The following is a 24,027-nucleotide window of genomic DNA, read 5'->3' as shown; positions in this document are numbered from 1 at the left end:
TGCCGGTCAAAAAAGGTCTTCTACTAAGGGTTAACCGCTGATTTTTGCCGTATCCAAGCTATACATTATTTTTTCATCAGGAGACAGATAATTGATGGACGATCCCAAGCTTACATTTAGCAGACAACGCAAATATTTATTGTTCATTTTGGCAGTGTATGTACTGGGTTATGGTTTAACAGCGTATAAAACCGTTTTTTTAGGCCTTATTCTGGGAACTGTTTTCAGTTTGTTTAATTTTTTACTGCTCGTCAGAAGAATGAATGCTTTTGACAGAGCTGTTGAGAAAGGAAAGTCCATACGATCTCTCGGGAGCGCAGCGCGGTGGTGCAATGCGATTCTTGCTGTGGCTGTTGCCTATAAAAATCCCGAATACTTTCATATGGCAAGTACAGTTATTGGATTAATGACAATATACCCTGTCATTATGATAGATTCCTTTATCCAGCTTAAACGTTCATCAATGGAAGAGAGGTGAAAACCCTTTGAATCATGGTTACAGAACTATAGAATTTCTAGGTCTTACTTTTAATCTGACAAACATTCTGATGATTACTGTGGCGAGTGTGATTGTTTTATTGATTGCTATATTGACGACAAGAACGCTTTCGATCCGTCCCGGAAAAGCCCAGAACTTTATGGAATGGATTGTTGATTTCGTCCGCAATATTATTGGCAGTACAATGGATTTAAAAACAGGGGCTAACTTCTTGGCACTTGGTGTCACATTGCTGATGTACATATTTGTGTCGAATATGCTGGGGCTGCCGTTCTCTATTACAATCGGACATGAGCTCTGGTGGAAGTCTCCGACAGCCGATCCTGCCATTACATTAACGCTAGCCGTGATGGTTGTTGCTTTAACCCACTACTATGGTGTGAAGATGAAAGGGCTCAAGGAATATTCCAAAGACTATTTAAGACCTGTTCCATTCATGCTCCCGATGAAAATCATCGAAGAGTTTGCGAATACGCTGACTCTAGGTTTGCGGCTGTATGGTAACATCTTCGCCGGTGAGATTCTTCTCGGCCTGCTTGCGGGATTAGCAACAAGCCATTATTCGCAAAGCGTGGCTCTCGGTCTTGTCGGTACAATCGGTGCTATTCTGCCGATGCTGGCATGGCAAGCATTCAGTTTATTTATTGGTGCTATCCAGGCATTTATCTTTACAATGCTGACGATGGTGTACATGTCTCATAAAATCAGTCATGATCATTAAAACATTATATCCAAACGGATAACATTTTAAAGGAGGAACTTTTTCATGAATTTAATAGCAGCTGCGATTGCAATTGGTTTAGGCGCACTTGGTGCAGGTATTGGTAACGGTTTGATTGTTTCACGTACGGTAGAGGGGATTGCCCGTCAGCCGGAAGCAGGTAAAGAACTGAGAACTCTTATGTTCATGGGTATCGCATTAGTTGAAGCCCTTCCTATTATCGCTGTCGTTATCGCATTCTTAGCGTTCTTTGGCTAAGCATAAAAGCCTTATATGAACTAAAAATGGCGAAGATCATTCCAAGAGAACCTTCGCCATTGCTTTATGTCTGATAAGCATCCCGCCTTGCCGGCTGAAAAGAGACAAGTGCGGCTGCTGGATCAGCAAAGAAAAACCTGCAGAAGGGAGTTGCCGTAGTAGATGTCTCAATTACCACTTGAACTAGGATTGTCGTTTAACGGCGGAGATATCCTGTTCCAACTGTTAGCTATGTTAATCTTATTAGCGCTTCTGAAGAAATACGCTTTAGGGCCGCTATTAAACATAATGAAACAGCGTGAAGACCACATCGCTGGAGAAATTACGTCTGCTGAAGAAAAAAATAAAGAAGCGCAGCAGCTGATTGAAGAGCAGCGCGTTCTTTTAAAAGAAGCAAGACAGGAATCCCAAACTCTTATCGAAAACGCAAAGAAACTGGGAGAGAAGCAAAAAGAAGAGATTATTCAGGCTGCACGTGCAGAATCTGAACGTCTGAAAGAAGCAGCAAGAACTGAAATCGTGAAGGAAAAAGAACAGGCGGTTTCTGCTCTCCGTGAGCAAGTAGCGTCTCTTTCTGTCATGATTGCGTCGAAAGTGATCGAAAAAGAACTGGATGAACAAGCGCAAGAGAAATTGATCCAGGACTATCTTAAAGAGGTAGGAGAAAGCCGATGAGTGGATCAGCTGTCTCTAAACGATATGCATCAGCTCTTTTTGATATAGCCAATGAGTCCGCTCAGCTGAATCAAGTAGAAGAAGAGCTAACTGTTGTAAAACAAGTATTTCAAAATGAAAAAGCGCTTAATGATGTGTTGAACCATCCGAAGGTGCCGGCTGCGAACAAAAAAGAGCTGATCCAAAATGCATTTGGCTCTTTGTCACAGTCCGTGCTTAATACGATTTTTCTTTTGATTGACCGCCATCGTGCCGCGATTGTGCCTGAGCTCACAGATGAGTTTATCAAACTCGCAAATGAGGCCCGTCAAACAGAAGACGCAATCGTATATTCAGTGAAACCGCTGACGGATGCTGAAATTTTACCATTATCACAAGTGTTTGCAAAAAAAGCCGGAGTCGCTTCACTGAGAATCAGAAATGAAGTGCAGACGGATTTAATAGGCGGCATTAAAGTCCGCATTGGAAACCGGATTTATGACGGCAGCGTAAGCGGGAAGCTTCAGCGCATCGAACGTCAATTAGCCGGGGAAAATCGATAGAAGGGGTGAAACCTAAGTGAGCATCAAAGCTGAAGAGATTAGCACGCTGATAAAACAGCAAATACAAAATTATCAATCTGATATTGAAGTTCAAGACGTAGGTACAGTCATCCAAGTCGGTGACGGTATTGCACGTGTGCACGGCCTTGACAACTGTATGGCCGGTGAACTTGTCGAATTTTCAAACGGTGTTTTGGGTATGGCTCAAAACCTTGAAGAATCAAACGTAGGTATCGTCATCTTAGGACCTTTCAGTGAGATCCGTGAGGGAGACGAAGTAAAAAGAACAGGCCGCATCATGGAGGTTCCTGTTGGTGAAGAGTTAATCGGCCGTATTGTAAATCCGTTAGGCCAGCCGGTAGACGGACTTGGCCCGATCCTTACAAGCAAAACTCGTCCGATTGAGAGCCCTGCACCAGGCGTTATGGACCGTAAATCCGTTCATGAACCGCTTCAAACCGGTATCAAAGCGATCGATGCACTGATTCCAATCGGCCGCGGCCAGCGTGAGCTGATCATCGGTGACCGTCAAACAGGTAAAACATCTGTTGCGATCGATGCGATCCTGAACCAAAAAGACCAAGACATGATCTGCGTATATGTTGCGATCGGCCAAAAAGAATCAACAGTCCGCGGCGTAGTAGAAACATTGCGTAAACACGGCGCGCTTGATTATACAATTGTTGTAACGGCGTCTGCCTCACAGCCGGCACCGCTTCTGTACCTGGCACCGTATGCTGGGGTTACAATGGCAGAAGAATTTATGTACAACGGCAAGCACGTTCTTGTTGTATACGATGATCTTTCTAAACAAGCGGCCGCTTACCGTGAGCTGTCCTTGCTTCTTCGCCGTCCGCCAGGCCGTGAAGCGTTCCCTGGGGATGTATTCTATCTTCATTCCCGTCTGCTTGAGCGTGCAGCAAAGCTTAGCGACGCGAAAGGCGCAGGATCAATTACAGCTCTGCCGTTCGTAGAAACACAAGCCGGAGATATCTCTGCTTATATTCCGACGAACGTCATTTCCATCACCGACGGACAGATCTTCCTGCAATCTGATTTGTTCTTCTCAGGCGTACGTCCAGCGATCAATGCCGGATTGTCTGTATCCCGTGTCGGCGGCTCAGCGCAAATCAAAGCGATGAAAAAAGTATCAGGTACTTTGCGTCTTGACCTTGCGTCATACCGTGAGCTGGAAGCATTCGCTCAATTCGGTTCTGACCTCGACCAAGCGACTCAGGCAAAACTGAACCGCGGTGCGCGTACAGTTGAAGTGCTGAAGCAGGATCTGAACAAGCCGCTTCCGGTTGAAAAGCAAGTAGCCATTCTTTATGCGCTGACAAAAGGATATCTCGATGATATTCCTGTGGCGGATATCAGACGTTTTGAAGAAGAGTACTACATGTACCTTGACCAAAACCATAAAGACCTGCTTGACGGAATTGCGAAAACAGGAAACCTTCCTGCTGATGAAGACTTCAAAGCTGCAATCGAAGGCTTCAAACGCACATTTGCACCAAGCAACTAACTCGAATGCTGATGAGAGAAAAAGGTTCTCTTTTTCTCTCTTTTTACGCAGATGAAGAGAAAAGGTGGTGAAATCTTTGGCCTCATTACGCGATATTAAGTCAAGGATCACGTCAACGAAAAAAACAAGTCAGATTACAAAAGCCATGCAGATGGTATCTGCGGCTAAGCTGAATCGTGCTGAAAACAATGCAAAATCATTTGTGCCATATATGGATAAAATCCAAGAGGTTGTGTCAAACGTCGGAAGAGTTTCCGGCAACGTGAAGCACCCGATGCTTCTCAGCAGAGAAGTGAAAAAAACGGCATACCTTGTCATTACGTCTGACCGCGGTCTTGCCGGCGCTTTTAACAGTTCGGTTTTACGGAGTGCTTATCAGGCCATGCAAGAACGTCATCAGTCTAAGGATGAGTATGCGGTGATTGCCATCGGAAGAGTGGGCCGTGATTTCTTTAAGAAACGGGAGATTCCGATCATTTCCGAGTTAACAGGACTTGGAGATGAAGTAACGTTTACAGAAATTAAAGATCTTGCCCGTCAAACGATTCAAATGTTTATAGACGGTGCGTTTGATGAATTGCACCTTGTTTATAACCATTTTGTCAGCGCCATTACTCAAGAAGTAACGGAGAAAAAACTTCTGCCGTTATCTGATTTGGGCAGCGGCGGCGGAAAAAGAACGGCGTCTTATGAATTTGAACCATCTGAAGAGGAGGTTCTGGAGGTTTTGCTTCCTCAATATGCAGAAAGCTTAATCTTCGGTGCGCTTCTTGACAGTAAAGCAAGTGAGCACGCTGCAAGAATGACGGCGATGAAAAACGCGACAGACAACGCGAAGGAACTTATCGATTCACTTTCGCTTTCTTACAACCGCGCTCGCCAAGCAGCCATCACACAAGAAATTACGGAAATTGTCGGCGGAGCAGCCGCTTTAGAATAGAAAGATTTTGTCAGGAGGGATAGCGATGAAGAAAGGACGCGTTAGCCAGGTATTAGGACCGGTCGTCGACGTGCGTTTTGAAGACGGTCACTTGCCTGAAATTTATAATGCGATTAAAATTTCACAGCCAGCTGCAAGTGAAAACGAAGTAGGTATTGATTTAACGCTTGAGGTCGCTCTTCATTTAGGTGATGATACAGTCCGTACAATCGCAATGGCATCTACGGATGGTGTTCAGCGCGGTATGGAAGCTGTAGATACAGGAGCGCCAATCTCAGTACCGGTTGGTGATGTAACACTTGGACGTGTATTTAACGTTCTCGGAGAAAATATTGATTTGAATGAGCCGGTTCCTGCGGATGCGAAAAAGGATCCGATTCACAGACAGGCGCCTTCATTCGATCAGCTTTCAACAGAAGTTGAAATTCTTGAAACAGGTATTAAAGTTGTTGATTTGCTTGCTCCTTACATTAAGGGCGGTAAAATCGGATTGTTCGGCGGTGCCGGTGTAGGTAAAACCGTATTAATCCAGGAATTAATCAACAACATCGCGCAAGAGCACGGCGGTATCTCTGTATTCGCCGGCGTAGGAGAGCGTACTCGTGAAGGGAACGACCTTTTCTACGAAATGAGTGACTCTGGCGTAATCAACAAAACAGCCATGGTATTCGGACAAATGAACGAGCCGCCGGGCGCACGTATGCGTGTTGCTTTGACAGGCCTTACAATGGCTGAGCACTTCCGTGATGTACAAGGACAGGACGTACTGTTCTTCATCGATAACATTTTCCGTTTCACACAAGCGGGTTCAGAGGTTTCAGCCCTTCTTGGCCGTATGCCTTCAGCGGTTGGTTATCAGCCGACGCTTGCAACTGAGATGGGTCAGCTCCAAGAGCGTATCACGTCTACGAACGTTGGATCAGTTACATCTATCCAGGCGATCTACGTGCCTGCCGATGACTACACTGACCCGGCGCCGGCGACAACGTTCGCTCACTTGGATGCGACAACAAACCTTGAGCGTAAATTAACTGAAATGGGTATTTACCCTGCGGTTGATCCGTTGGCATCTACATCACGCGCCCTTGCTCCTGAAATTGTCGGAGAAGAGCATTATGCGGTTGCGCGTGAAGTACAGTCAACGCTTCAGCGTTACAAAGAGCTTCAAGATATCATTGCGATTCTCGGTATGGATGAACTAGGCGAGGAAGACAAACTTGTCGTTCACCGCGCACGCCGTATCCAGTTCTTCCTTTCTCAGAACTTCCACGTGGCTGAACAGTTCACTGGACAAAAAGGTTCTTACGTGCCTGTAAAAGAGACGGTACAAGGCTTCAAAGAAATCTTAGCCGGTAAATACGACCATCTTCCAGAAGATGCGTTCCGTCTTGTAGGCCGTATCGAAGAAGTTGTTGAGAAAGCAAAAGAAATGGGTGTAGAAGTTTAATCTGGTCCTAGGAGGGTAAAAGCATGAAGACCGTTAAAGTCAATATCGTTACTCCCGACGGCCCAGTATACGATGCGGATATCGAAATGGTGAGTGTGAGAGCCGAAAGCGGCGATCTCGGTATTTTGCCAGGCCATATTCCAACCGTGGCTCCTCTTAAAATCGGCGCTGTCCGTCTGAAAAAAGACGGGCAGACTGAAATGGTTGCCGTCAGCGGCGGTTTTGTAGAAGTCCGTCCTGATCAGGTCACCATCCTTGCCCAGGCTGCCGAGACAGCGGAAGGCATCGATAAAGAGCGCGCTGAAGCTGCACGCCAGCGGGCGCAGGAGCGTTTGAATTCTCAATCAGATGATACTGACATTCGTCGGGCTGAGCTTGCGTTACAGCGGGCTTTGAACAGATTGGATGTAGCAGGGAAATAAGAAAAAATCCTTCTCTTTATGAGAAGGATTTTTTTATGAACGAACAAGAGAATCAAACAGCGACAGCAGCGGGCGATCCTCTTTTTGGCGCAGGTATAAACCATCACAGGCATTCATTGTATGCCACGATTTGCGATGTCTTCTAAAGCCAAGTGTATAAGCGCCGTCTTTATAGGGATAAGGTTTTACAACCCATTCAGCATCTTCATGGCGGGCAATCACGCAATCTATAAGATAAACACTGATCATTTTCTCGAATTCTTCAATAGGAAGATTCCAATCAGCAAGCAAAAGCTCTTGTATACTTTGAAAATAGAGGTTTTCAAGCTCTTCAAGGCTTTCTCTCGTATAGGTAAGAGAAATGTTAAAAAACTGACACAATTCATTCAGTTCTTCAATCTGTGACTGTCTATAATCATAATAGAATGCAATTGCTTCCCATTCCTGATCAAAAATTGGCAGGTCCTCACCATATTGCTTTTCAGGCTGAAAAAAAGAATGATTCACATTTGCCAGCTCCTTTCCAATAAAGTATACCATGTAAAAGAATCGCACTTTAAGCGGGGATTAGCCCTAGATTTGGCTGATTATTCCGTTCTGTATAAAATGTATCATCTTTATCTGTGCTTCTTATATAATAAGAAAGGGTATGAACGCAGAGAAAGGAGTGTAATAGATGAGTGTATTGGGACAGCAGGCTGCAATCGGTATTGTCGTTCACCTGATTTTTATAGCAGTGACTTGGTGGGCGTTGCAAGCCGTCAATATAGATCCGTTAATCAAAAAAGGCAAAGTCGTGCAGGCAAGACTCCTGATGATTTTGCTGACAATCGCCATTGGAACGGCCGTTGCCAATTTCTTTTTAGATTATCTCAATTATTCACAGCAGCTTCCCTATCTATTTTAATAGGTTTTGAACATTATTCTCATTAAATGGTTGGGAGAAGCGGGTTGAAGCGAATAGCTCGAGTTTTGACGAAGATTTTTACGTATGGCGCCTCTTGCCTCCGGTAAAACTGGGGATAAGGGGGAGAGATGAACATGAAGAAAAAACAAGTAAGCCACGCTATTATCATTTCCGTCATATTAAGCTTCGTCATTGCTGTTTTCCATACCATTCATGCGAGTGAATTAACGCCGTTAGCACAGATGGCAGAGGGGATGGAACGCCAAGATGTGCTAATAGATAAGTGGACATTGCATGCAAAACAAAACATGTCACTGACCGAAAAAGAATTTTATCAAAAAGTGCAACGTTTAAAATCAGAGTATCGTCAATATGATTGGACGATTGCACAGGAAGATAAAGTCGTAAAGGCAATTGGCACATATACTGACAAAAAAAATCGCACTTCTTTTAGACTGCAGCTTGTCACAACCCTCAAAAAACACAATCCAACTTCGTATTTATTATATGAGCAAATGAGTCTAGAGACACCGGATAGCTGGAATGATACATATGAACAGTTTGAACGGGAGACACTTGGGATATTCCAAGAAAAAGTAGTTATTTTTACTTGTCTAAATGGTCACTTAGATGATAATATGAATATTGTTTTGCAAAAAAAAGCAAATCAGTTATTAAATGAATTTCAAGCAAGATCAGTAGAACATGTAGTTGAGCCAAATTTCGTTTCTATTTCTGCGTTTACAGATGAGTGGGAAGAGTACATTATGACCTCGAAACATAAAATGAATTTGCAAATTGCACTTAGAAGTGCAGGAATGGGCGGAAAACATACCGTTACGGTTGGCACACCAATCGTTACGACTGAATATTAATATAGAGAATTTAGGGACGCGGAGGGGAATACCTTGGAAAAAATCATCGTCCGCGGCGGTCAGAAGTTAAACGGCACAGTCAAAGTTGAAGGCGCTAAAAATGCCGTTTTACCTGTTATCGCTGCATCTTTATTAGCAAGTGAAGAAAAAAGCGTAATTTGTGATGTACCTACGCTCTCCGATGTATATACAATTAACGAAGTGTTGCGTCATTTAGGAGCAGATGTGCATTTTGAAAATAATGAAGTGACTGTAAATGCTTCATACGCTTTGCAAACTGAAGCACCTTTTGAATATGTTCGTAAAATGCGTGCGTCTGTGCTTGTCATGGGGCCGCTTCTTGCGCGTACAGGTCATGCAAGAGTTGCACTTCCGGGCGGATGCGCAATTGGTTCCAGACCGATTGATCAGCATTTAAAAGGTTTTGAAGCAATGGGCGCAGAAATCAAAGTCGGTAATGGCTTCATTGAAGCTGAAGTAAAAGGCCGACTGCAAGGCGCAAAAATTTATCTGGACTTCCCAAGTGTAGGAGCTACAGAGAACCTGATTATGGCAGCCGCTCTAGCTGAAGGAACAACAACGCTGGAAAACGTGGCAAAAGAACCCGAAATCGTTGATTTAGCAAACTATATCAACGGCATGGGCGGAAAAATCCGCGGAGCTGGCACCGGCACCATCAAAATTGAAGGAGTCGAAAAGCTTCACGGCGTAAAACACCATATTATTCCTGACCGTATTGAAGCGGGCACATTTATGGTTGCTGCTGCAATCACTGAAGGAAACGTATTAGTAAAAGGAGCGGTTCCTGAGCACCTCACCTCTTTAATTGCAAAAATGGAAGAGATGGGTGTAACAATTAAGGATGAAGGTGAAGGCCTGCGTGTCATCGGCCCGAAAGAACTTAAACCGATTGACATCAAAACAATGCCTCACCCAGGCTTCCCGACTGATATGCAGTCACAAATGATGGCGCTTCTGCTTCGTGCAAGCGGCACAAGCATGATTACAGAAACCGTTTTTGAAAACCGTTTTATGCATGCGGAAGAATTCCGCCGTATGAATGGTGATATCAAGATTGAAGGACGTTCTGTCATCATTAACGGTCCTGTACAGCTTCAGGGAGCTGAAGTTGCAGCGACTGATTTGCGTGCAGGTGCAGCGCTGATTCTTGCGGGGTTAGTGGCTGAAGGTCACACACGTGTTACTGAATTGAAGCACTTAGACCGCGGTTACGTTGATTTCCATCAGAAGCTTGCCGCTCTGGGCGCAGACATCGAACGTGTAAATGATGAGTCTGCTTCTGAGCAAGAGAATAAAGAAGTCGTTTCTGACTTAAATGCATAAACTTACTTGAAAATCAGTATGTCACTCTGGCATACTGGTTTTTTATTTTTTGTGTATTATCATCATTATGCGCAAAATAGCAAAAAAGAATACGTAAATGACAAATAAAGTTTCTGTCCAAAACGAGAGTCATATTAGCTTGTCCCTGCCCATAGACTAGACTAGAGTCGAATCCCGAGCAGGAGGCAGCTGAATATGAAACAATTCGCAATCACACTATCCGTACTATGTGCATTGATTCTCTTGGTTCCCACACTCTTGGTTATACCATTCCAGCATAATAAGGAAGCAGGGGCCAGCGTAGAATCAGAAAAGACAGCAGTCAGCACGAAACCAGCATCGAAAGGAGCAGAAACATTGAAAGCATCACCTGTTTCTATTCCCGTCTATCGAACCGCAAATCAATCCGTAGAAGACATTCCGCTTGAAGAGTATGTGATTGGAGTCGTCGCCTCCGAAATGCCGGCAACCTTTGAATCTGAAGCATTGAAAGCCCAGGCTCTCGCCGCCAGAACATTTATTGTCAGACTGATGGTGTCAAATTCAGCGGTTGAGGCTCCTAAAGGCTCACTGGTGGATGATACACAGATGTTCCAGGTGTATAAAAACAAAGCGGAGCTGAAAAAACAGTGGGGCACAAGCTATGAGACAAAACTGAAGAAAATCACAGCTGCGGTAGCCAGTACGCAAGGCAAAATCTTAACGTACAACAACCAGCCGATTGAAGCATCCTTTTTCTCCACAAGCAACGGCTACACAGAGAATGCAGAAGCTTATTGGACAAGTGCTATCCCATATTTAAAAAGCGTCAAAAGCCCATGGGATAAAAAGTCTCCGAAATATAAGGCAACGAAAACCTTTACAGCGGCAGAATTTCAGCAAAAGCTTGGCGTCAAGCTGGATGGATCTAGCGCAGTAGGGAAGATTACCGGCGAGACACCGGGCCACCAGGTTGCAACTGCCGTCATTAACGGCAAGACGCTGAAAGGAAGAGACATACGTGAAAAGCTGGGTCTCAACTCCGCCGATTTTGAATGGAAGCGAAATGGAGACACAATTACAGTCACGACGAGAGGATTTGGCCACGGTGTGGGGATGAGCCAATACGGAGCGAATTTTATGGCCAAAGAAGGCAAAACGGTTGATGACATTGTAAAGTACTATTACCAAGGCACACAAATTTCTGAGGCAGATGCGTTTTTGAATAAATATATGGCGAAAAAGTAGAAAAAGACGCTCTTTAGGCGTCTTTTTCTGTTCCTGAATATCTTTTATCTAAGAGCAGCTGAAACGGTTTAGAGGAGCTTCTGACCGTCTTTAAGGATCAGTCCTTTTTTCCTGATTTCAGGCTTTGAGATTGTGGTAAAGTCATCCACATGTGTCGACAGACTTCGACAGACTCATATAACGAAAGCCGAAAGGCGGACAATCTTCTCTTTTCATAGGGGCGTTAGGTGGAAATCACTAATAAATACATAGGTTTCTATGCAAAAGTAAACAACAGCAATGGGGAAGCCCGCCCTATTTATTTCTCGGTTTTTGTTGATTACGATAGATTATGTTCAGCGTTGAACATCTGCACGCAGAAACAAATTGGTAAAGGGGTACGAACATGAAGAAAAGATTTTCACTGATCATGATGACAGGATTGCTTTTTGGATTAACTTCACCTGCTTTTGCAGCTGAAAAGAAAGAAACGGAGGCTAAAGCGCCGGCGAACGTGGCGGTCTTGCTTGATGCCAGCGGAAGTATGGCGAAAAGAATAGACGGTGTATCTAAATTTAATTCAGCCAAAAAAGAAATTTCAAAGTTTGCGAGCTCACTGCCAGAAGGAACTCAGGTGAAAATGAGCGTGTTTGGCTCTGAAGGAAACAATAAAAATTCCGGAAAAGTTCAGTCATGTGAAACCATTCGCAACGTATACGGCTTCCAAAGCTTTAATGAGCAAAGCTTCCTCAATTCTCTCAATACAATTGGGCCGACTGGCTGGACGCCAATTGCCAAAGCGCTGAACGAGGCGAAATCTTCTTTTGACCAGCTTGATGCAAAAGGGGAAAAAGTGGTGTATCTGCTGACAGACGGTGAGGAAACGTGCGGAGGAAACCCGATTAAAACAGCAAAGGAACTGCAAAAAGACAATATCACTGTTAATGTGATCGGCTTTGATTATAAAGAGGGATACAAAGGCCAGCTGAACGCAATTGCGAAAGTAGGCGGCGGTGAATACTTCCCGGCTTATACCCAAAAAGATGTTGAGAAAATTTTCACTCAGCAATCACTAATGTTATCTAAATAAGAAAAAAGAGGCTGGTGATGGTCAGCCTCTTTTTGTATGTAACAAAAACTTCAAAACTAATTAGCTGTCTGCCTGTAGCATAGTAGCAGATTTCCGTTTTTCTGTCATAATCAAGGCGAAAAAAGAATGAATGATCACACAATCTGTTTATGCTTTCTGGGCGGAAATGGCTAAAAATGAACGGCATTTCAAGCGATTTTGGACAGATCGTGAAAGCAGCACAAAAGGCAGCATGTCCTATATCTTTTTGCATTTTCGTATTCTAGCATAAAGAAGAATCCAACATATAGTTGGAAAATATGAAAAAGAAAGGAAGTAATCATATGAAAAAATTGCTGGCTGCCGGTATCATTGGATTGTTGACTGTTTCCATTGCCTCCCCGTCTTTTGCCGCTGAGAAACAGGCTGATACAAATGTAGCTGTTTTGTTTGACGGAAGCGGAAGCATGGTTCAAAAAACAGGAGGAGAGCGCAAAATAGACATTGCCAAAAAATCAGTAAAATCTTTTGCCGAACTTCTTCCGAAGGATACAAATCTTATGCTTCGCGTTTTCGGGCATGCAGGGAACAATAAACTGTCCGGTAAAGCCCTTTCGTGCAGTACGACGGAAACCATTTACGGCCTTCATCCATATGAAGGGTCTCTGTTTGACAATTCATTGAGTGAGTTCAAGCCGACTGGATGGACACCGATTGCCAAAGCACTTGCAGACACAAGAAAAGAATTTGAAGCATTTGACGCAGACGGGAAAAACGTGGTGTATTTAATCACTGACGGTGAAGAAACGTGCGGCGGAGACCCTGCGGCAGAAATCGAAAAGCTCCGTGCATCAAATGTGGATACGATTGTAAACATCATTGGCTTCAACTTTGATGTCAAGGGTAATGAAGAGATGAAACAAGCAGCTGTCGCTGGCGGCGGAGAATATATTTCAGCGAACAGTGCGGATGAGTTCGAACAGGCTTGGGAAAAAGAAGCACAAAAATTTACTGAGTAAGGAACCTAAAGATCAGGCGCTCCCCCAGGCGCCTTTTTTTATTGGTTTAAAAACAGTTTGGGCGGGAATGATACCCTAAAAAGGGGTTGAACATATGAAATTATTCGGAATGATTTTTCTTATAGCCACCGTTGCATTTATATTGCTTGGTGTTCTTCTAAAACTGGCAGCCTTCTTTTTTGTCAGCATTCTCACCTTGATCGCAGCTATTGTGCTGTTTACGGTTCTGAAAAAGAATCAGCATAATCAAACATAGAGTCCTTTATACAGAAGTGTCTCAGCGTGTCGACAAACCCCGCGTTCGTTGTCAATGCACATTGGTGCTCACGTGTTATAAAAGGAACCGCGGCTAAATGCTTAGGCGTCCTGCCTAAACACCGCCGTCATCACATCCTGTGAAAGCCCTTTATATAGAGGGCTCTTTTTGTGTCTCAGAATTCGACAAAATCCGAGGAGTGTGAAAAAATATAAAGGCAGGAACATTGCGGAGGGGAAGAGACATTGAACGATAAAGTAACTGCGGTCAGGGATGTATGGCGCTATGAACAAGGGGAAATAAGCAAAGTAGAAGACCGGATGGTGACGGAATTCCCTTTGACAGTGATACTGAATGGCAGTGAATTTGTGACGCTCGTTTGTACGCCTGAGCATATCGAAGAGCTTGTCATCGGATTTCTCGCATCAGAGGGTGTTATACGATTTCAAAAAGAAATTAAAAGGTTTACAATAGATGAAAGTCTCGGTTTTGTATATGTCGACCTCGTTCACCCTGAGACATTGGATCAAAAGGATTATACGAAACGGGTGATCGGCTCATGCTGCGGAAAGGGCCGTCATTTTTATTTTCAGCAGGATGTCAAAACAGCCAAAACGGCTGTCAGCCAAATCAAGATATCGCCTGAGGCATGTTTGGCGCTTATGAAAGACATGCAGCAAGGGAGCGGGACGTTTCAGGATACGGGAGGCGTCCATAATGCGGCGCTTTGCGACACAGAGAAGCTTCTGTTGATGCGCACAGATATCGGTCGGCACAACGCACTTGATAAACTATACGGACACTGCCTTCTAAACGGTATGTCCGTACGCGACAAACTGATTGTGTTCAGCGGCAGAATCTCATCAGAGGTCCTGTTAAAAGCGGCCAAAATCGGCGTGTCGATTGTCATTTCCAAATCGGCCCCGACGGAGCTTGCGATTCAAATGGCTGAAGAATTGAATATCACAGCGATTGGATTTGTCAGAAACGGATCATTTAATGTATATACACACCCTGAGAGAATCAGGGGGTAGGAAGGGGCTGTAGCTATGATTACAGAGTCGCGTCAGATGTTGGATAAAAGAAACAGACCGCTGAGAGACCTTCGCATTTCTGTTACAGACCGCTGCAACTTCCGATGCACGTACTGTATGCCCGCCGAATTATTCGGCCCGGATTATCCTTTTTTAAAGAAAGAGGAGCTGCTTTCATTTGAGGAGCTGGAACGGCTTGCGACATTGTTTGTCACAAGATTTGGCGTTGAAAAAATCCGCCTGACCGGCGGAGAGCCCCTCATGAGAAAGGATATGCCGGAGTTAATCAAAAAACTGGCCCGCATACCGGGTATTCGTGACATCGCGATGACGACAAACGGATCACTGCTGCCTGTTTATGCAAAGAGGCTCAAGGAGGCTGGGTTGAAAAGGGTTACGATCAGCCTTGATTCTTTAGAAGACGAGCGTTTTAAGAAGATAAACGGGCGTGGCGTTTCTGTCAGCAAGGTGCTGGAAGGCATTGAAGCGGCGAAGCAAGCAGGGCTCGGTGTTAAAATCAATATGGTCGTTCAAAAGGGCGTCAATGAAAAAGATATACTGCCTATGGCCCGTTATTTTAAAGAAAAAGGGCATATCCTGAGATTCATTGAATTTATGGACGTAGGCAACACCAACCAATGGGAAAAGAAAGACGTCATGACAAAGGCGGAAATCATAGATTTGATCAATGAACACATGCCGGTTGAGCCGATAGCGCCTAATTATATAGGCGAAGTGGCTTCCAGATTCCGCTACTTGGACGGCTCCGGAGAAATCGGCGTCATATCATCTGTATCTGATGCGTTCTGCGGATCTTGCAACAGAGCCCGTCTTTCTGCGAGAGGAGAGCTGTTTACCTGCTTATTCGCTTCAAGCGGATTTGACCTCAGAGCTCCGGTTCGCCAGGAATTAAGTGATGACGAACTATCAGAAATGATCGGGACAGTATGGAAAAATCGGATTGATCAGTATTCAGTAGATCGTACGCTATCAAAAGCATCTGGCAAAAAGAAAGTGGAAATGTCTTATATTGGCGGTTAATTTGAAGTCAAAAGCTTATCGGCACTGTCCGATAAGCTTTTTTATTAGAATCCGAGTGCAAAAAATACGTATAAAAACCGAAATATATAAGGATAGGCATAAAGAAGGAATCATTGTAAGAAAATTTAATTCCAAAGCCATACATTATGATAAAATATAACCAATTAGAAAATAGAAAGGGTTGGAGGGGCATGGCCGCGTACGAGATCCCGTCATCTCAAGTAGGAGTGAAAATCAATAAGTGGTATAAGCACATTTTAGCATTTCAAGTGGCTGATGCCGTAAAGCTGAAGGAAGAAATTGATCTAGATATCGAACAGATGGAAGAGGATCAGCTGCTTCTCCTGTATTATCAGCTGATCAGCTACCGGCACCAAATTATGCTGGATTATGTAAAGCCTGACCTGCACGAGGAATCTCAGCTTCAATATCGTGAATTGATCAAAACGCTGGAAAGCAATCAGGACAGCATCTCCGGATTATCTGAGTATTATTTTCACTTGTTTAGAGGAATGTACGAATTTGAACAGAACAATTACATCTCGGCTATATCCTTTTATCGGAAAGCTGAGAAGATGCTTGCGTTTGTAGAAGATGAAATTGAAAGAGCGGAATTTCATTTTAAAGTGGCGGAAGTCTTTTATATTATGAAGCAGACGCACTTTTCCATGAACCACGCCGTACAGGCGCTGGAGACGTATAAGGCTCACGATTTTTACAGAGTCAGAAGAATTCAATGCCATTTCGTCATATCAGGAAACTACATTGACTACAGAAATTATGAAAAAGCGCTTGAACATTTAGATGACGCGTATCGCCTTGCTTTATTGGAAGGACAGCCCCGTTTAATCGGATCAGCCCTTTATAACATTGGGAATTGCTATGATGACAAGGGGGAGCTGGATCAGGCCGCCGAATACTTTGAAAAAGCGCTTCCTGTCTTCGAGGATTATCAGCTGGAACAGCTTCCAAAAGCGCTCTTCAGCCTGACTCGCGTTCTTTTCAAAAAACAAGATAGCGAAGCTGCGATACGGTACTATGAAAAAGGGATTGCCATTGCCCAAAAACGAAACGACTTCTTCAGTCTGGCAAAATATAAATTTCTGCAGGCATTATATGTGGAATCTGTCAATTTGAATATGATTCAAGAAGTATTTGATTATATGGAAGAAAAGGGCCTGTATGTATATATTGAAGAATTTGCTTTAGATGCTGCCTCCTATTTCAGTCATCGCGAACAATATAAAGAAGCGGTGTATTTTTATGAAAAAGCGGTCAGCATGAGAGAGATGATTCAAAGGAACGATTGTTTATATGAAGTATGAGACAAAACCATCTGCTGGCAGATGGTTTTTTTATATGCAAAAAAAGGGGAGCATCGGAACGTTTATTTCCGGGGAGAACAGGAAAAATCGCTACAGCACTGTTTTTTGAACAAAAGCCGTTTTGGGATGCAGATATGCATGTGAGGGGGAATTCAATGTTTGGTTTTAATGATATGGTGAAGTTTCTGTGGTCTTTCCTCATTGTTCTGCCGCTTGTACAGATTATACATGTTTCAGGGCACAGCTTTATGGCTTTTATTTTTGGCGGAAAGGGATCGTTGGATATAGGCATGGGAAAAACGCTGCTTAAAATTGGACCCATACGGTTCAGAACGATTTATTTTATCGATTCTTTTTGCCGGTACGGGGAGTTGAAAATTGACAATCGATTCTCAAATGCACTCGTGTATGCAGGGGGCTGCTTGTTTAACCTCATCACGATTTTTGCAATCAATCTGCTGATTTTACACAGTGTATTAAAGCCAAATGTGTTTTTCTATCAGTTTGTCTATTTTTCTACGTATTATGTGTTTTTTGCCCTGCTGCCGGTCCGATATTCGGAGAAAAAGTCATCAGACGGGCTGGCGATATACAAGGTGCTCCGTTACGGAGAGCGCTACGAAATCGATAAATAACATTTAGAATGTTTATTGCCTCTCAGATCGGGAAGGTAACAAGTACACACATAATTGAGAGGGGAGAATTAACATGGGTAACGATAGTGTAAAAGACAAAATGAAGGGCGGCTTCAATAAAGCCAAAGGAGAAGTGAAGGATAAAGTCGGAGATATGGCTGACAGAACGGACATGCAGGCTGAAGGCAAAAAAGATAAGGCGAAAGGCGAAATCCAAAAGGATATCGGGAAAGCCAAGGATAAATTTTCAGATAAAGATTAATCGTACGGAAGAGGCAGGAAACGAAATGTTTCTTGTCTTTTTTTGTTCGCTTTTTCTGATGTGAATAAATATAACAAAAAAAGAAGCTGATTTGGTCAAGGTAACTAAATTTTTTAAATATTCTTTGAATTAATAGGCCTCTTCTATATAATAATGACATAAGTTGTAAACTTTTATAACATCATTTGGAGAAATCAAACAAAGGGGTTTTGATGACGGAATGTACTGCACCGAAGAAAGTGTCGGAAGCCACGGGAGTGCGAAAAAACAGTTGATATCGACACAAGCGGGGATTCAGTGAAGGCCGGAATTCTTCACTCGTTAAGAGGAACGGTGGCGATCAGCGAAGTGACCGTCCATGATGCGGAGTTAATGGCAATAGTCGGGTTCTCGGTATCGTGGAGGACGGCGCCTCAGACTGGCCTCCATGCCATGCTTCCGGTTGCGGAGCAAAACAACGGGCTGCCATCAGGAATGTAACGTCTGGTTATGATCAATCGATGGTTTAGCACAGCCTCAGCATGGAGGTTCACCCGGGGCAGATTGTCGCTGTATTAGGCCGAAATGGAGTAGGCCAATCCACTTCATAGGCCTGCTTCCGGCTAAACAGGGGGGCTATTTGTTTTAATCAAACGTTTGTTCAAAACGAAAAGGCGGTCAACAGCAGCAGCTTGCAATCGCCAGAGCGCTGATGGTAAATCCGAAAAATATTTTACTTAATGAACAATTGGAAGGAATTCAGATTTTAATTGTCGAACTAGTCAGACAAGTTATTATAGAAATTTCCAGAAAAAATACATTTGTTATCTTAGTCGAGCGCAGTCTGGAAAACGCGTTAATCTGTGCTGACTATCTTTCTGTAATCGACAGGGGAACGGTTGTTGACCATGGCAAGGCTGATGAAGAAACGGCATGCCGCTTTGAAAGGCACCCTACCGTATGACCCCCATTCTCGAAGAAAGGGAGGTGATGTCCCGCCTGCATGCTCCACAAATTCGTAGTAACCGCATCCGCTTTATATGACAAAAGAAGGAGGATTACAGATGAAACTGACACCGGTTGAACAAGAAAAATTGCTCATTTTTGCAGCGGGGGAATTAGCCAAACAGCGAAAGGCGCGGGGCGTTCTGCTGAACTATCCTGAGGCTGCTGCTTATATCACCTGCTTTATTATGGAAGGCGCACGTGATGGGAAGGGAGTAGCAGAGCTGATGGAAGCCGGCCGCCATGTATTAACGGAAAAAGATGTGATGGAAGGTGTGCCTGAGATGCTGGACAGCATTCAGGTGGAGGCCACATTTCCGGATGGAGTAAAGCTTGTTACGGTACATCAGCCAATTTCTGCGGAGGTGAAGTCATGAAGCCGGGAGCATTTCAAATTGCTGAGGGAACCATTACGATTAATGAAGGCCGTGAGATACGGGAGGTAACGGTAAAAAACACCGGATCACGCTCCATTCAAGTCGGTTCGCATTTTCATTTTGCGGAGGCCAACGGGGCTTTATTATTTGACCGTGAGCTGGCGATCGGCATGCGTCTTGATGTTCCATCAGGCACGTCGGTCCGTTTTGAGCCGGGAGAGCAGAAAACGGTCTCACTAGTGGAAATCAGAGGACGCAAGACAATTAGAGGGCTGAACGGAATGGCCGACACGTTTATCGATGAACGCGGCAAAGAAAAAACGTTGGCCAACTTAAAACAAGCCGGCTGGATGGAGGGTGTAATCCGATGAAAATGTCACGGGAGGAATATGCGGAACTGTTTGGCCCGACAACGGGCGATAAAATCAGATTGGGCGACACGGATTTATGGATCGAAGTCGAAAAGGATTTCACAGTATACGGTGAAGAAATGATCTTTGGCGGTGGAAAAACAATCCGCGACGGCATGGGCCAAAACGGCAGAATCACAGGGAAGGACGGCGCTTTGGATTTGGTTATCACCAACGTCGTGCTATTGGATTACACAGGCATTGTCAAAGCGGATGTCGGTGTGAAAGACGGCCGGATTGTCGGTGTCGGAAAAAGCGGAAATCCTGATATCATGGATGGAGTCGATCCGCACATGGTCATCGGAGCGGGGACAGAGGTGATTTCCGGTGAAGGCAAAATTTTAACAGCCGGGGGAGTGGACACGCACATTCATTTTATTTGTCCTCAGCAGATGGAAGTTGCGCTTTCTTCAGGTGTGACAACCCTTTTGGGAGGCGGAACTGGACCCGCGACAGGCAGCAAAGCGACAACTTGTACATCCGGCGCGTGGTATATGGCGAGGATGCTGGAAGCGGCCGAGGAGTTTCCGATCAATGTCGGCTTCTTAGGAAAAGGGAATGCATCCGATAAAGCGCCGCTAATCGAGCAGGTGGAAGCCGGCGCCATCGGCCTTAAGCTTCATGAAGACTGGGGCACGACGCCAAGCGCCATTAAAACGTGTATGGAAGTCGTGGACGAGGCTGATATTCAAGTTGCCATCCATACCGATACGATTAACGAAGCGGGCTTTTTGGAAAACACGCTCGACGCGATCGGGGACCGGGTCATTCATACTTATCACATTGAAGGAGCAGGCGGCGGCCACGCTCCGGATATTATGAAGCTCGCCTCTTACGCGAACATTCTGCCGTCATCTACAACGCCAACCATTCCTTATACCGTTAATACGATGGATGAGCATCTTGACATGATGATGGTCTGCCACCATTTAGATGCGAAAGTGCCTGAAGATGTGGCGTTCAGCCATTCCAGAATCAGGGCGGCGACGATTGCCGCGGAGGATATTCTCCATGATATCGGTGCGATCAGCATGACATCATCGGATTCCCAAGCGATGGGGCGGGTCGGTGAAGTGATCATCCGAACATGGCAGGTAGCCGATAAAATGAAAAAACAGCGCGGCGCTCTTGCCGGCGAAAACGGGAATGACAATGTGCGCGCAAAACGGTACATTGCAAAATACACGATTAATCCGGCAATTACGCACGGGCTCAGCCATGAGGTCGGCTCGGTGGAAAAAGGGAAGCTTGCTGATCTCGTTCTGTGGGACCCGGTATTTTTCGGCGTAAAACCGGAACTGGTCTTAAAGGGCGGCATGATTGCACGTGCGCAAATGGGAGATCCGAACGCGTCCATCCCGACTCCTGAACCGGTTTTCATGCGCCAAATGTATGCGTCTTACGGAAAAGCCAACCGCTCAACCTCGATTACATTTATGTCTCAGGCAAGCATAGAGCTAGGTGTGGCGGAAAGCTTAGGGCTGGAAAAAAGGATTTCTCCAGTTAAAAATATCAGAAAGCTGAGCAAGCTGGATATGAAGCTGAATTCGGCTTTGCCGAAGATTGAGATTGATCCAAAAACCTATCAGGTCTTTGCTGACGGGGAGGAATTGTCTTGCCAGCCTGTCGATTATGTCCCACTTGGACAAAGATATTTCTTATTCTGATAAGACGCGGCCGGAGTGCATCCGGCCGTTCTATTGACTAAAAACGGTGCACAAAACCCGTGTATTTAGTGTATATTAGATGTTGACAAACGAATCAAATGTAACTATTATAGTTACAACGGTGGTGAAAAAACATGATTAACAGCCGTCTTGCTGTTGCCATTCATATTTTATCCCTCATCTCGATGGATGAAAAAACATCTTCAGAAATCATTGCAGACAGTGTCAACACGAATCCGGTAGTTGTGCGAAGAATGATCAGCCTGCTGAAAAAAGCTGATATTCTCACATCACGCGCCGGGGTGCCGGGTGCAAGCCTCAAAAAAGATCCTGCTGATATTTCTCTTTTAGAAGTGTACCGGGCTGTCCAAAAGCAAGAAGAACTCTTTGCGGTTCATGAAAACCCGAATCCGAAATGTCCGGTAGGGAAAAAAATTCAGAACGCTCTGGATGAAACGTTTGAAAGTGTGCAAAGAGCGATGGAAAATGAACTGGCAAGCAAGTCATTAAAAGATGTTATGAATCATCTCTTTTAATCAAAAGGGATGACTTCTCACCGCTAACATGTAACTAAAATTGTTACAAATAAGGAGGAAATGAAAAATGAAAATTGGTATTATCGGCGCAAGCGGGAAAGCGGGAAACGAGATTTTGAAAGAAGCGAAAACAAGAGGCCATGAAGTGACAGCCATCGTCAGAAACGCTTCAAAAGTGCAGGAGCAGGACGTAGCGGTTTTGGAAAAAGATGTGTTTGAACTGACTGCGGAAGACATCAAGTCTTTCGACGCGGTCGTAAACGCTTTTGGAGCAGCACCCGGCCAAGAACATCTTCATGTTGAAGCAGGAAGAGCACTCATCAGCATCTTAAAGGACGCGAAGCACACAAGATTGCTTGTTGTTGGCGGAGCGGGAAGCCTGTTTGTTGATGAAGCCAAAACAACCCGTTTAATGGATACGCCGGAATTTCCGAAAGAATATTTGCCAACTGCATCAAATCAAGGCGAGAACCTGAAAGATTTGCAGCAGACAGACTCCATTTCCTGGACGTTCCTCAGTCCTGCGGCATTTTTTGATCCAGCAGGAAAACGGACTGGCTCTTACCAAAAAGGAAAAGACAATGTCATCGTAAATGCAAAAGGCGACAGCTATATCAGCTATGCAGATTATGCCATTGCCGTGTTGGATGAGCTTGAACATCCCGAACACAAAAATGAACGCTTCACAGTGGTAAGCGAAGCGGAATAATAAAAAACCCGGAGCCAGCTCCGGGTTTTTCTCATTAATAAGTGCTGTACGTATCGCTGAAAAGGCCGTCAGCAATCCCAAGCATTAAAAAGATGAAGAAGGCGATAATCGCAAGAATGGATACAGCAATGCTTACGATCAAATAAATCCCTTGCATCTTTACGAATTTCGCGTAATTCTCCAGCATTAAGTCTTCAGACTGTCCGCTATTGTGTTCAGCCATTTGGCCTGCTTCCCTAGCTGACCTCATCAAAAAGATACCGGAAATAATTTGCAGTACGCCTGGCACGGCACCGATTAGAAAAAAGAACGCGCCTGAAAGCGCGGTAATTGCGCCCATAATAATAAATAAAATGCCTGTAGCTTTTCCCCATTTCGAAATGCTGATGAGGGTTTTGTTCATTGTTTCAGGATTCATGTATACTGGCTCCCCTTTACAAAAAAATACTCACTTTTCTTTTATACACTATTTGTGAGAAGTTTTGTATATAGAAAATAACATTTTGGGGATTGACCCTAACGTTTCGTGATTGTTTACGATAAAAAAGAGGAGGTGTTATGTATGAAATATCAAGTTAAACAAGTGGCGGAGATATCAGGTGTTAGCATTCGGACGCTTCATCACTATGACAATATTGAGCTTCTGAATCCTTCAGCGCTTACTGATGCTGGGTATCGTTTGTACAGTGACGCAGACCTGGAAAGACTGCAGCAGATTTTATTTTTCAAGGAAATCGGGTTTCGTCTGGATGAGATTAAAGAGATGCTGGATCATCCGAATTTTGACCGGAAAGCGGCACTTCAGTCGCAAAAGGAGATATTGATGAAGAAAAAACAAAGAATGGATGAGATGATTCAAACAATTGACAGGACGCTTTTGTCCGTTGATGGAGGGGAAACGATGAATAAGAGGGATTTATTTGCCGGATTAAGCATGAAAGACATTGAAGAGCATCAGCAGACATACGCTGATGAAGTCAGAAAGCTGTATGGTAAGGAAATCGCAGAAGAAACAGAGAAAAGGACATCTGCATACTCGGCAGATGATTGGAGCACGATCATGGCTGAATTTGATTCGATTTACAGACGAATTGCGGCGCGAATGAAGCATGGGCCCGATGATGCAGAGGTTCAGGCCGCAGTGGGGGCATTTCGCGATCATATTTGCCAATATCATTACGATTGCACACTCGACATTTTCAGAGGACTCGGGGAAGTGTATATCACTGACGAGCGATTTACCGATTCAATCAATCAATATGGAGAAGGTCTTGCCGCTTTTTTGCGGGAGGCGATCATCATTTACTGTGACCATCAGGAAAACCCCCGGCCGTAAAGGCCG

Annotated in this window: 31 protein-coding genes and 1 pseudogene; 30 read left to right on the top strand and 2 right to left on the bottom strand. The window is 44.4% G+C overall.

Going from position 1 to position 24,027, the window contains the following annotated elements; genetic code table 11:
• The first annotated feature begins 94 nt into the window (after positions 1-94).
• The 9 genes from atpI (at position 95) to SB658_RS13740 (ending at position 7,029) form a co-directional block, all read left to right on the top strand.
• The gene (atpI, locus tag SB658_RS13780) at positions 95-478 is read left to right on the top strand and encodes an ATP synthase subunit I (RefSeq protein ID WP_003243159.1); all 384 of its coding nucleotides are present in this window, start codon (positions 95-97) and stop codon (positions 476-478) included.
• A 7-nt stretch (positions 479-485) separates the two neighbouring features.
• The gene (gene atpB, locus SB658_RS13775) at positions 486-1,220 is read left to right on the top strand and encodes a F0F1 ATP synthase subunit A (RefSeq protein ID WP_003242621.1); all 735 of its coding nucleotides are present in this window, start codon (positions 486-488) and stop codon (positions 1,218-1,220) included.
• Positions 1,221-1,265: 45 nt separating this feature from the next.
• The gene (atpE, locus tag SB658_RS13770) at positions 1,266-1,478 is read left to right on the top strand and encodes a F0F1 ATP synthase subunit C (RefSeq protein WP_003151167.1); all 213 of its coding nucleotides are present in this window, start codon (positions 1,266-1,268) and stop codon (positions 1,476-1,478) included.
• A gap of 162 nt (positions 1,479-1,640) precedes the next feature.
• Complete coding sequence (atpF, locus tag SB658_RS13765; protein ID WP_003244051.1) at positions 1,641-2,153, top strand: F0F1 ATP synthase subunit B; 513 nt, start codon at positions 1,641-1,643, stop codon at positions 2,151-2,153.
• On the top strand, positions 2,150-2,695 hold the full coding sequence (locus SB658_RS13760) for a F0F1 ATP synthase subunit delta (RefSeq protein ID WP_144500489.1): 546 nt from the start codon (positions 2,150-2,152) through the stop codon (positions 2,693-2,695). The genes atpF and SB658_RS13760 overlap by 4 nt, the downstream gene beginning before the upstream one ends.
• Positions 2,696-2,711: 16 nt before the next feature.
• Positions 2,712-4,220, top strand: coding sequence for a F0F1 ATP synthase subunit alpha (gene atpA / locus SB658_RS13755; RefSeq protein WP_003243657.1), 1,509 nt, complete (start codon positions 2,712-2,714; stop codon positions 4,218-4,220).
• Between the two features lie 76 nt (positions 4,221-4,296).
• Positions 4,297-5,160: an ATP synthase F1 subunit gamma gene (gene atpG, locus SB658_RS13750; RefSeq protein ID WP_003244388.1), complete on the top strand. Its 864-nt coding sequence runs from the start codon at positions 4,297-4,299 to the stop codon at positions 5,158-5,160.
• Positions 5,161-5,185: 25 nt separating this feature from the next.
• Positions 5,186-6,607 carry a F0F1 ATP synthase subunit beta gene (atpD, locus tag SB658_RS13745; RefSeq protein WP_003227686.1) on the top strand — a complete coding sequence of 474 codons (1,422 nt, stop codon included), beginning with the start codon at positions 5,186-5,188 and terminating at the stop codon, positions 6,605-6,607.
• Between the two features lie 23 nt (positions 6,608-6,630).
• A complete protein-coding gene (locus SB658_RS13740; protein ID WP_014478254.1) occupies positions 6,631-7,029 on the top strand; it encodes a F0F1 ATP synthase subunit epsilon in 399 nt (132 codons plus the stop codon).
• Between the two features lie 33 nt (positions 7,030-7,062).
• On the opposite strand, the gene SB658_RS13735 is transcribed toward SB658_RS13740, so the two are convergent.
• The gene (locus tag SB658_RS13735) at positions 7,063-7,536 is read right to left on the bottom strand and encodes a hypothetical protein (protein WP_043940215.1); all 474 of its coding nucleotides are present in this window, start codon (positions 7,534-7,536) and stop codon (positions 7,063-7,065) included.
• A gap of 169 nt (positions 7,537-7,705) precedes the next feature.
• Here SB658_RS13735 and SB658_RS13730 point away from each other — a divergent pair, with 169 nt between their 5' ends.
• The 20 genes and pseudogenes from SB658_RS13730 to SB658_RS13635 all read left to right on the top strand — a co-directional run bounded on the left by SB658_RS13730 (position 7,706) and on the right by SB658_RS13635 (position 22,685).
• A complete protein-coding gene (locus SB658_RS13730; protein ID WP_003227691.1) occupies positions 7,706-7,936 on the top strand; it encodes a DUF1146 family protein in 231 nt (76 codons plus the stop codon).
• Between the two features lie 134 nt (positions 7,937-8,070).
• Positions 8,071-8,811, top strand: a complete 741-nt coding sequence (locus SB658_RS13725; protein WP_130572953.1) for a YwmB family TATA-box binding protein — start codon at positions 8,071-8,073, stop codon at positions 8,809-8,811.
• Between the two features lie 33 nt (positions 8,812-8,844).
• The gene (gene murA, locus SB658_RS13720) at positions 8,845-10,155 is read left to right on the top strand and encodes a UDP-N-acetylglucosamine 1-carboxyvinyltransferase (RefSeq protein ID WP_003227695.1); all 1,311 of its coding nucleotides are present in this window, start codon (positions 8,845-8,847) and stop codon (positions 10,153-10,155) included.
• A gap of 195 nt (positions 10,156-10,350) precedes the next feature.
• Complete coding sequence (gene spoIID / locus SB658_RS13715) at positions 10,351-11,382, top strand: stage II sporulation protein D (RefSeq protein WP_015714866.1); 1,032 nt, start codon at positions 10,351-10,353, stop codon at positions 11,380-11,382.
• Between the two features lie 385 nt (positions 11,383-11,767).
• Positions 11,768-12,451 carry a vWA domain-containing protein gene (locus tag SB658_RS13710; RefSeq protein WP_124059331.1) on the top strand — a complete coding sequence of 228 codons (684 nt, stop codon included), beginning with the start codon at positions 11,768-11,770 and terminating at the stop codon, positions 12,449-12,451.
• A gap of 130 nt (positions 12,452-12,581) precedes the next feature.
• Positions 12,582-12,722, top strand: a complete 141-nt coding sequence (locus SB658_RS13705; protein WP_014478246.1) for a hypothetical protein — start codon at positions 12,582-12,584, stop codon at positions 12,720-12,722.
• A gap of 52 nt (positions 12,723-12,774) precedes the next feature.
• Positions 12,775-13,449, top strand: coding sequence for a vWA domain-containing protein (locus tag SB658_RS13700; protein ID WP_124059329.1), 675 nt, complete (start codon positions 12,775-12,777; stop codon positions 13,447-13,449).
• Positions 13,450-13,543: 94 nt separating this feature from the next.
• Positions 13,544-13,705, top strand: a complete 162-nt coding sequence (locus SB658_RS13695) for a hypothetical protein (protein ID WP_003227706.1) — start codon at positions 13,544-13,546, stop codon at positions 13,703-13,705.
• Between the two features lie 245 nt (positions 13,706-13,950).
• The gene (gene fdhD, locus SB658_RS13690; RefSeq protein WP_014481178.1) at positions 13,951-14,739 is read left to right on the top strand and encodes a formate dehydrogenase accessory sulfurtransferase FdhD; all 789 of its coding nucleotides are present in this window, start codon (positions 13,951-13,953) and stop codon (positions 14,737-14,739) included.
• Between the two features lie 15 nt (positions 14,740-14,754).
• Positions 14,755-15,780 (top strand): GTP 3',8-cyclase MoaA, encoded by a 1,026-nt coding sequence (moaA, locus tag SB658_RS13685; RefSeq protein ID WP_015483814.1) that lies wholly within the window; start codon positions 14,755-14,757, stop codon positions 15,778-15,780.
• Positions 15,781-15,971: 191 nt separating this feature from the next.
• Positions 15,972-17,105 carry a response regulator aspartate phosphatase RapB gene (gene rapB, locus SB658_RS13680; protein ID WP_003227715.1) on the top strand — a complete coding sequence of 378 codons (1,134 nt, stop codon included), beginning with the start codon at positions 15,972-15,974 and terminating at the stop codon, positions 17,103-17,105.
• A 155-nt stretch (positions 17,106-17,260) separates the two neighbouring features.
• Positions 17,261-17,740: a hypothetical protein gene (locus SB658_RS13675; protein WP_014478240.1), complete on the top strand. Its 480-nt coding sequence runs from the start codon at positions 17,261-17,263 to the stop codon at positions 17,738-17,740.
• 73 nt (positions 17,741-17,813) lie between these two features.
• Positions 17,814-18,002: a stress response protein CsbD gene (gene csbD, locus SB658_RS13670; RefSeq protein WP_003227718.1), complete on the top strand. Its 189-nt coding sequence runs from the start codon at positions 17,814-17,816 to the stop codon at positions 18,000-18,002.
• A 297-nt stretch (positions 18,003-18,299) separates the two neighbouring features.
• On the top strand, positions 18,300-18,482 hold the full coding sequence (locus SB658_RS13665) for a transporter substrate-binding protein (protein ID WP_144500491.1): 183 nt from the start codon (positions 18,300-18,302) through the stop codon (positions 18,480-18,482).
• Positions 18,483-18,693: 211 nt separating this feature from the next.
• A pseudogene (locus tag SB658_RS13660) lies at positions 18,694-18,851 on the top strand (hypothetical protein).
• Between the two features lie 194 nt (positions 18,852-19,045).
• Complete coding sequence (gene ureA / locus SB658_RS13655) at positions 19,046-19,363, top strand: urease subunit gamma (RefSeq protein ID WP_003227724.1); 318 nt, start codon at positions 19,046-19,048, stop codon at positions 19,361-19,363.
• Positions 19,360-19,734: an urease subunit beta gene (gene ureB, locus SB658_RS13650; protein ID WP_003227726.1), complete on the top strand. Its 375-nt coding sequence runs from the start codon at positions 19,360-19,362 to the stop codon at positions 19,732-19,734. The genes ureA and ureB overlap by 4 nt, the downstream gene beginning before the upstream one ends.
• Complete coding sequence (gene ureC, locus SB658_RS13645) at positions 19,731-21,440, top strand: urease subunit alpha (RefSeq protein ID WP_123373663.1); 1,710 nt, start codon at positions 19,731-19,733, stop codon at positions 21,438-21,440. The genes ureB and ureC overlap by 4 nt, the downstream gene beginning before the upstream one ends.
• 134 nt (positions 21,441-21,574) lie before the next feature.
• Complete coding sequence (locus SB658_RS13640) at positions 21,575-21,976, top strand: Rrf2 family transcriptional regulator (RefSeq protein ID WP_003227734.1); 402 nt, start codon at positions 21,575-21,577, stop codon at positions 21,974-21,976.
• Positions 21,977-22,043: 67 nt separating this feature from the next.
• A complete protein-coding gene (locus tag SB658_RS13635; RefSeq protein WP_122895657.1) occupies positions 22,044-22,685 on the top strand; it encodes an NAD(P)-dependent oxidoreductase in 642 nt (213 codons plus the stop codon).
• 34 nt (positions 22,686-22,719) lie between these two features.
• Here SB658_RS13635 and SB658_RS13630 read toward each other — a convergent pair whose 3' ends face one another.
• Positions 22,720-23,103: a DUF5362 family protein gene (locus SB658_RS13630; protein WP_003227738.1), complete on the bottom strand. Its 384-nt coding sequence runs from the start codon at positions 23,101-23,103 to the stop codon at positions 22,720-22,722.
• Positions 23,104-23,247: 144 nt separating this feature from the next.
• Between SB658_RS13630 and mta the strand changes: the two genes are divergently transcribed.
• The gene (mta, locus tag SB658_RS13625; RefSeq protein ID WP_029945993.1) at positions 23,248-24,021 is read left to right on the top strand and encodes a transcriptional activator Mta; all 774 of its coding nucleotides are present in this window, start codon (positions 23,248-23,250) and stop codon (positions 24,019-24,021) included.
• Positions 24,022-24,027: the final 6 nt, after the last annotated feature.

Origin of the sequence: Bacillus sp. SIMBA_008 (assembly GCF_046535495.1) — a bacterium.
In the GTDB taxonomy this organism is placed as follows: Bacteria; Bacillota; Bacilli; order Bacillales; family Bacillaceae; genus Bacillus; species Bacillus subtilis.
Note: the sequence above shows the minus strand (reverse complement) of the source record. Positions and strands in the feature narration are given on the sequence as shown.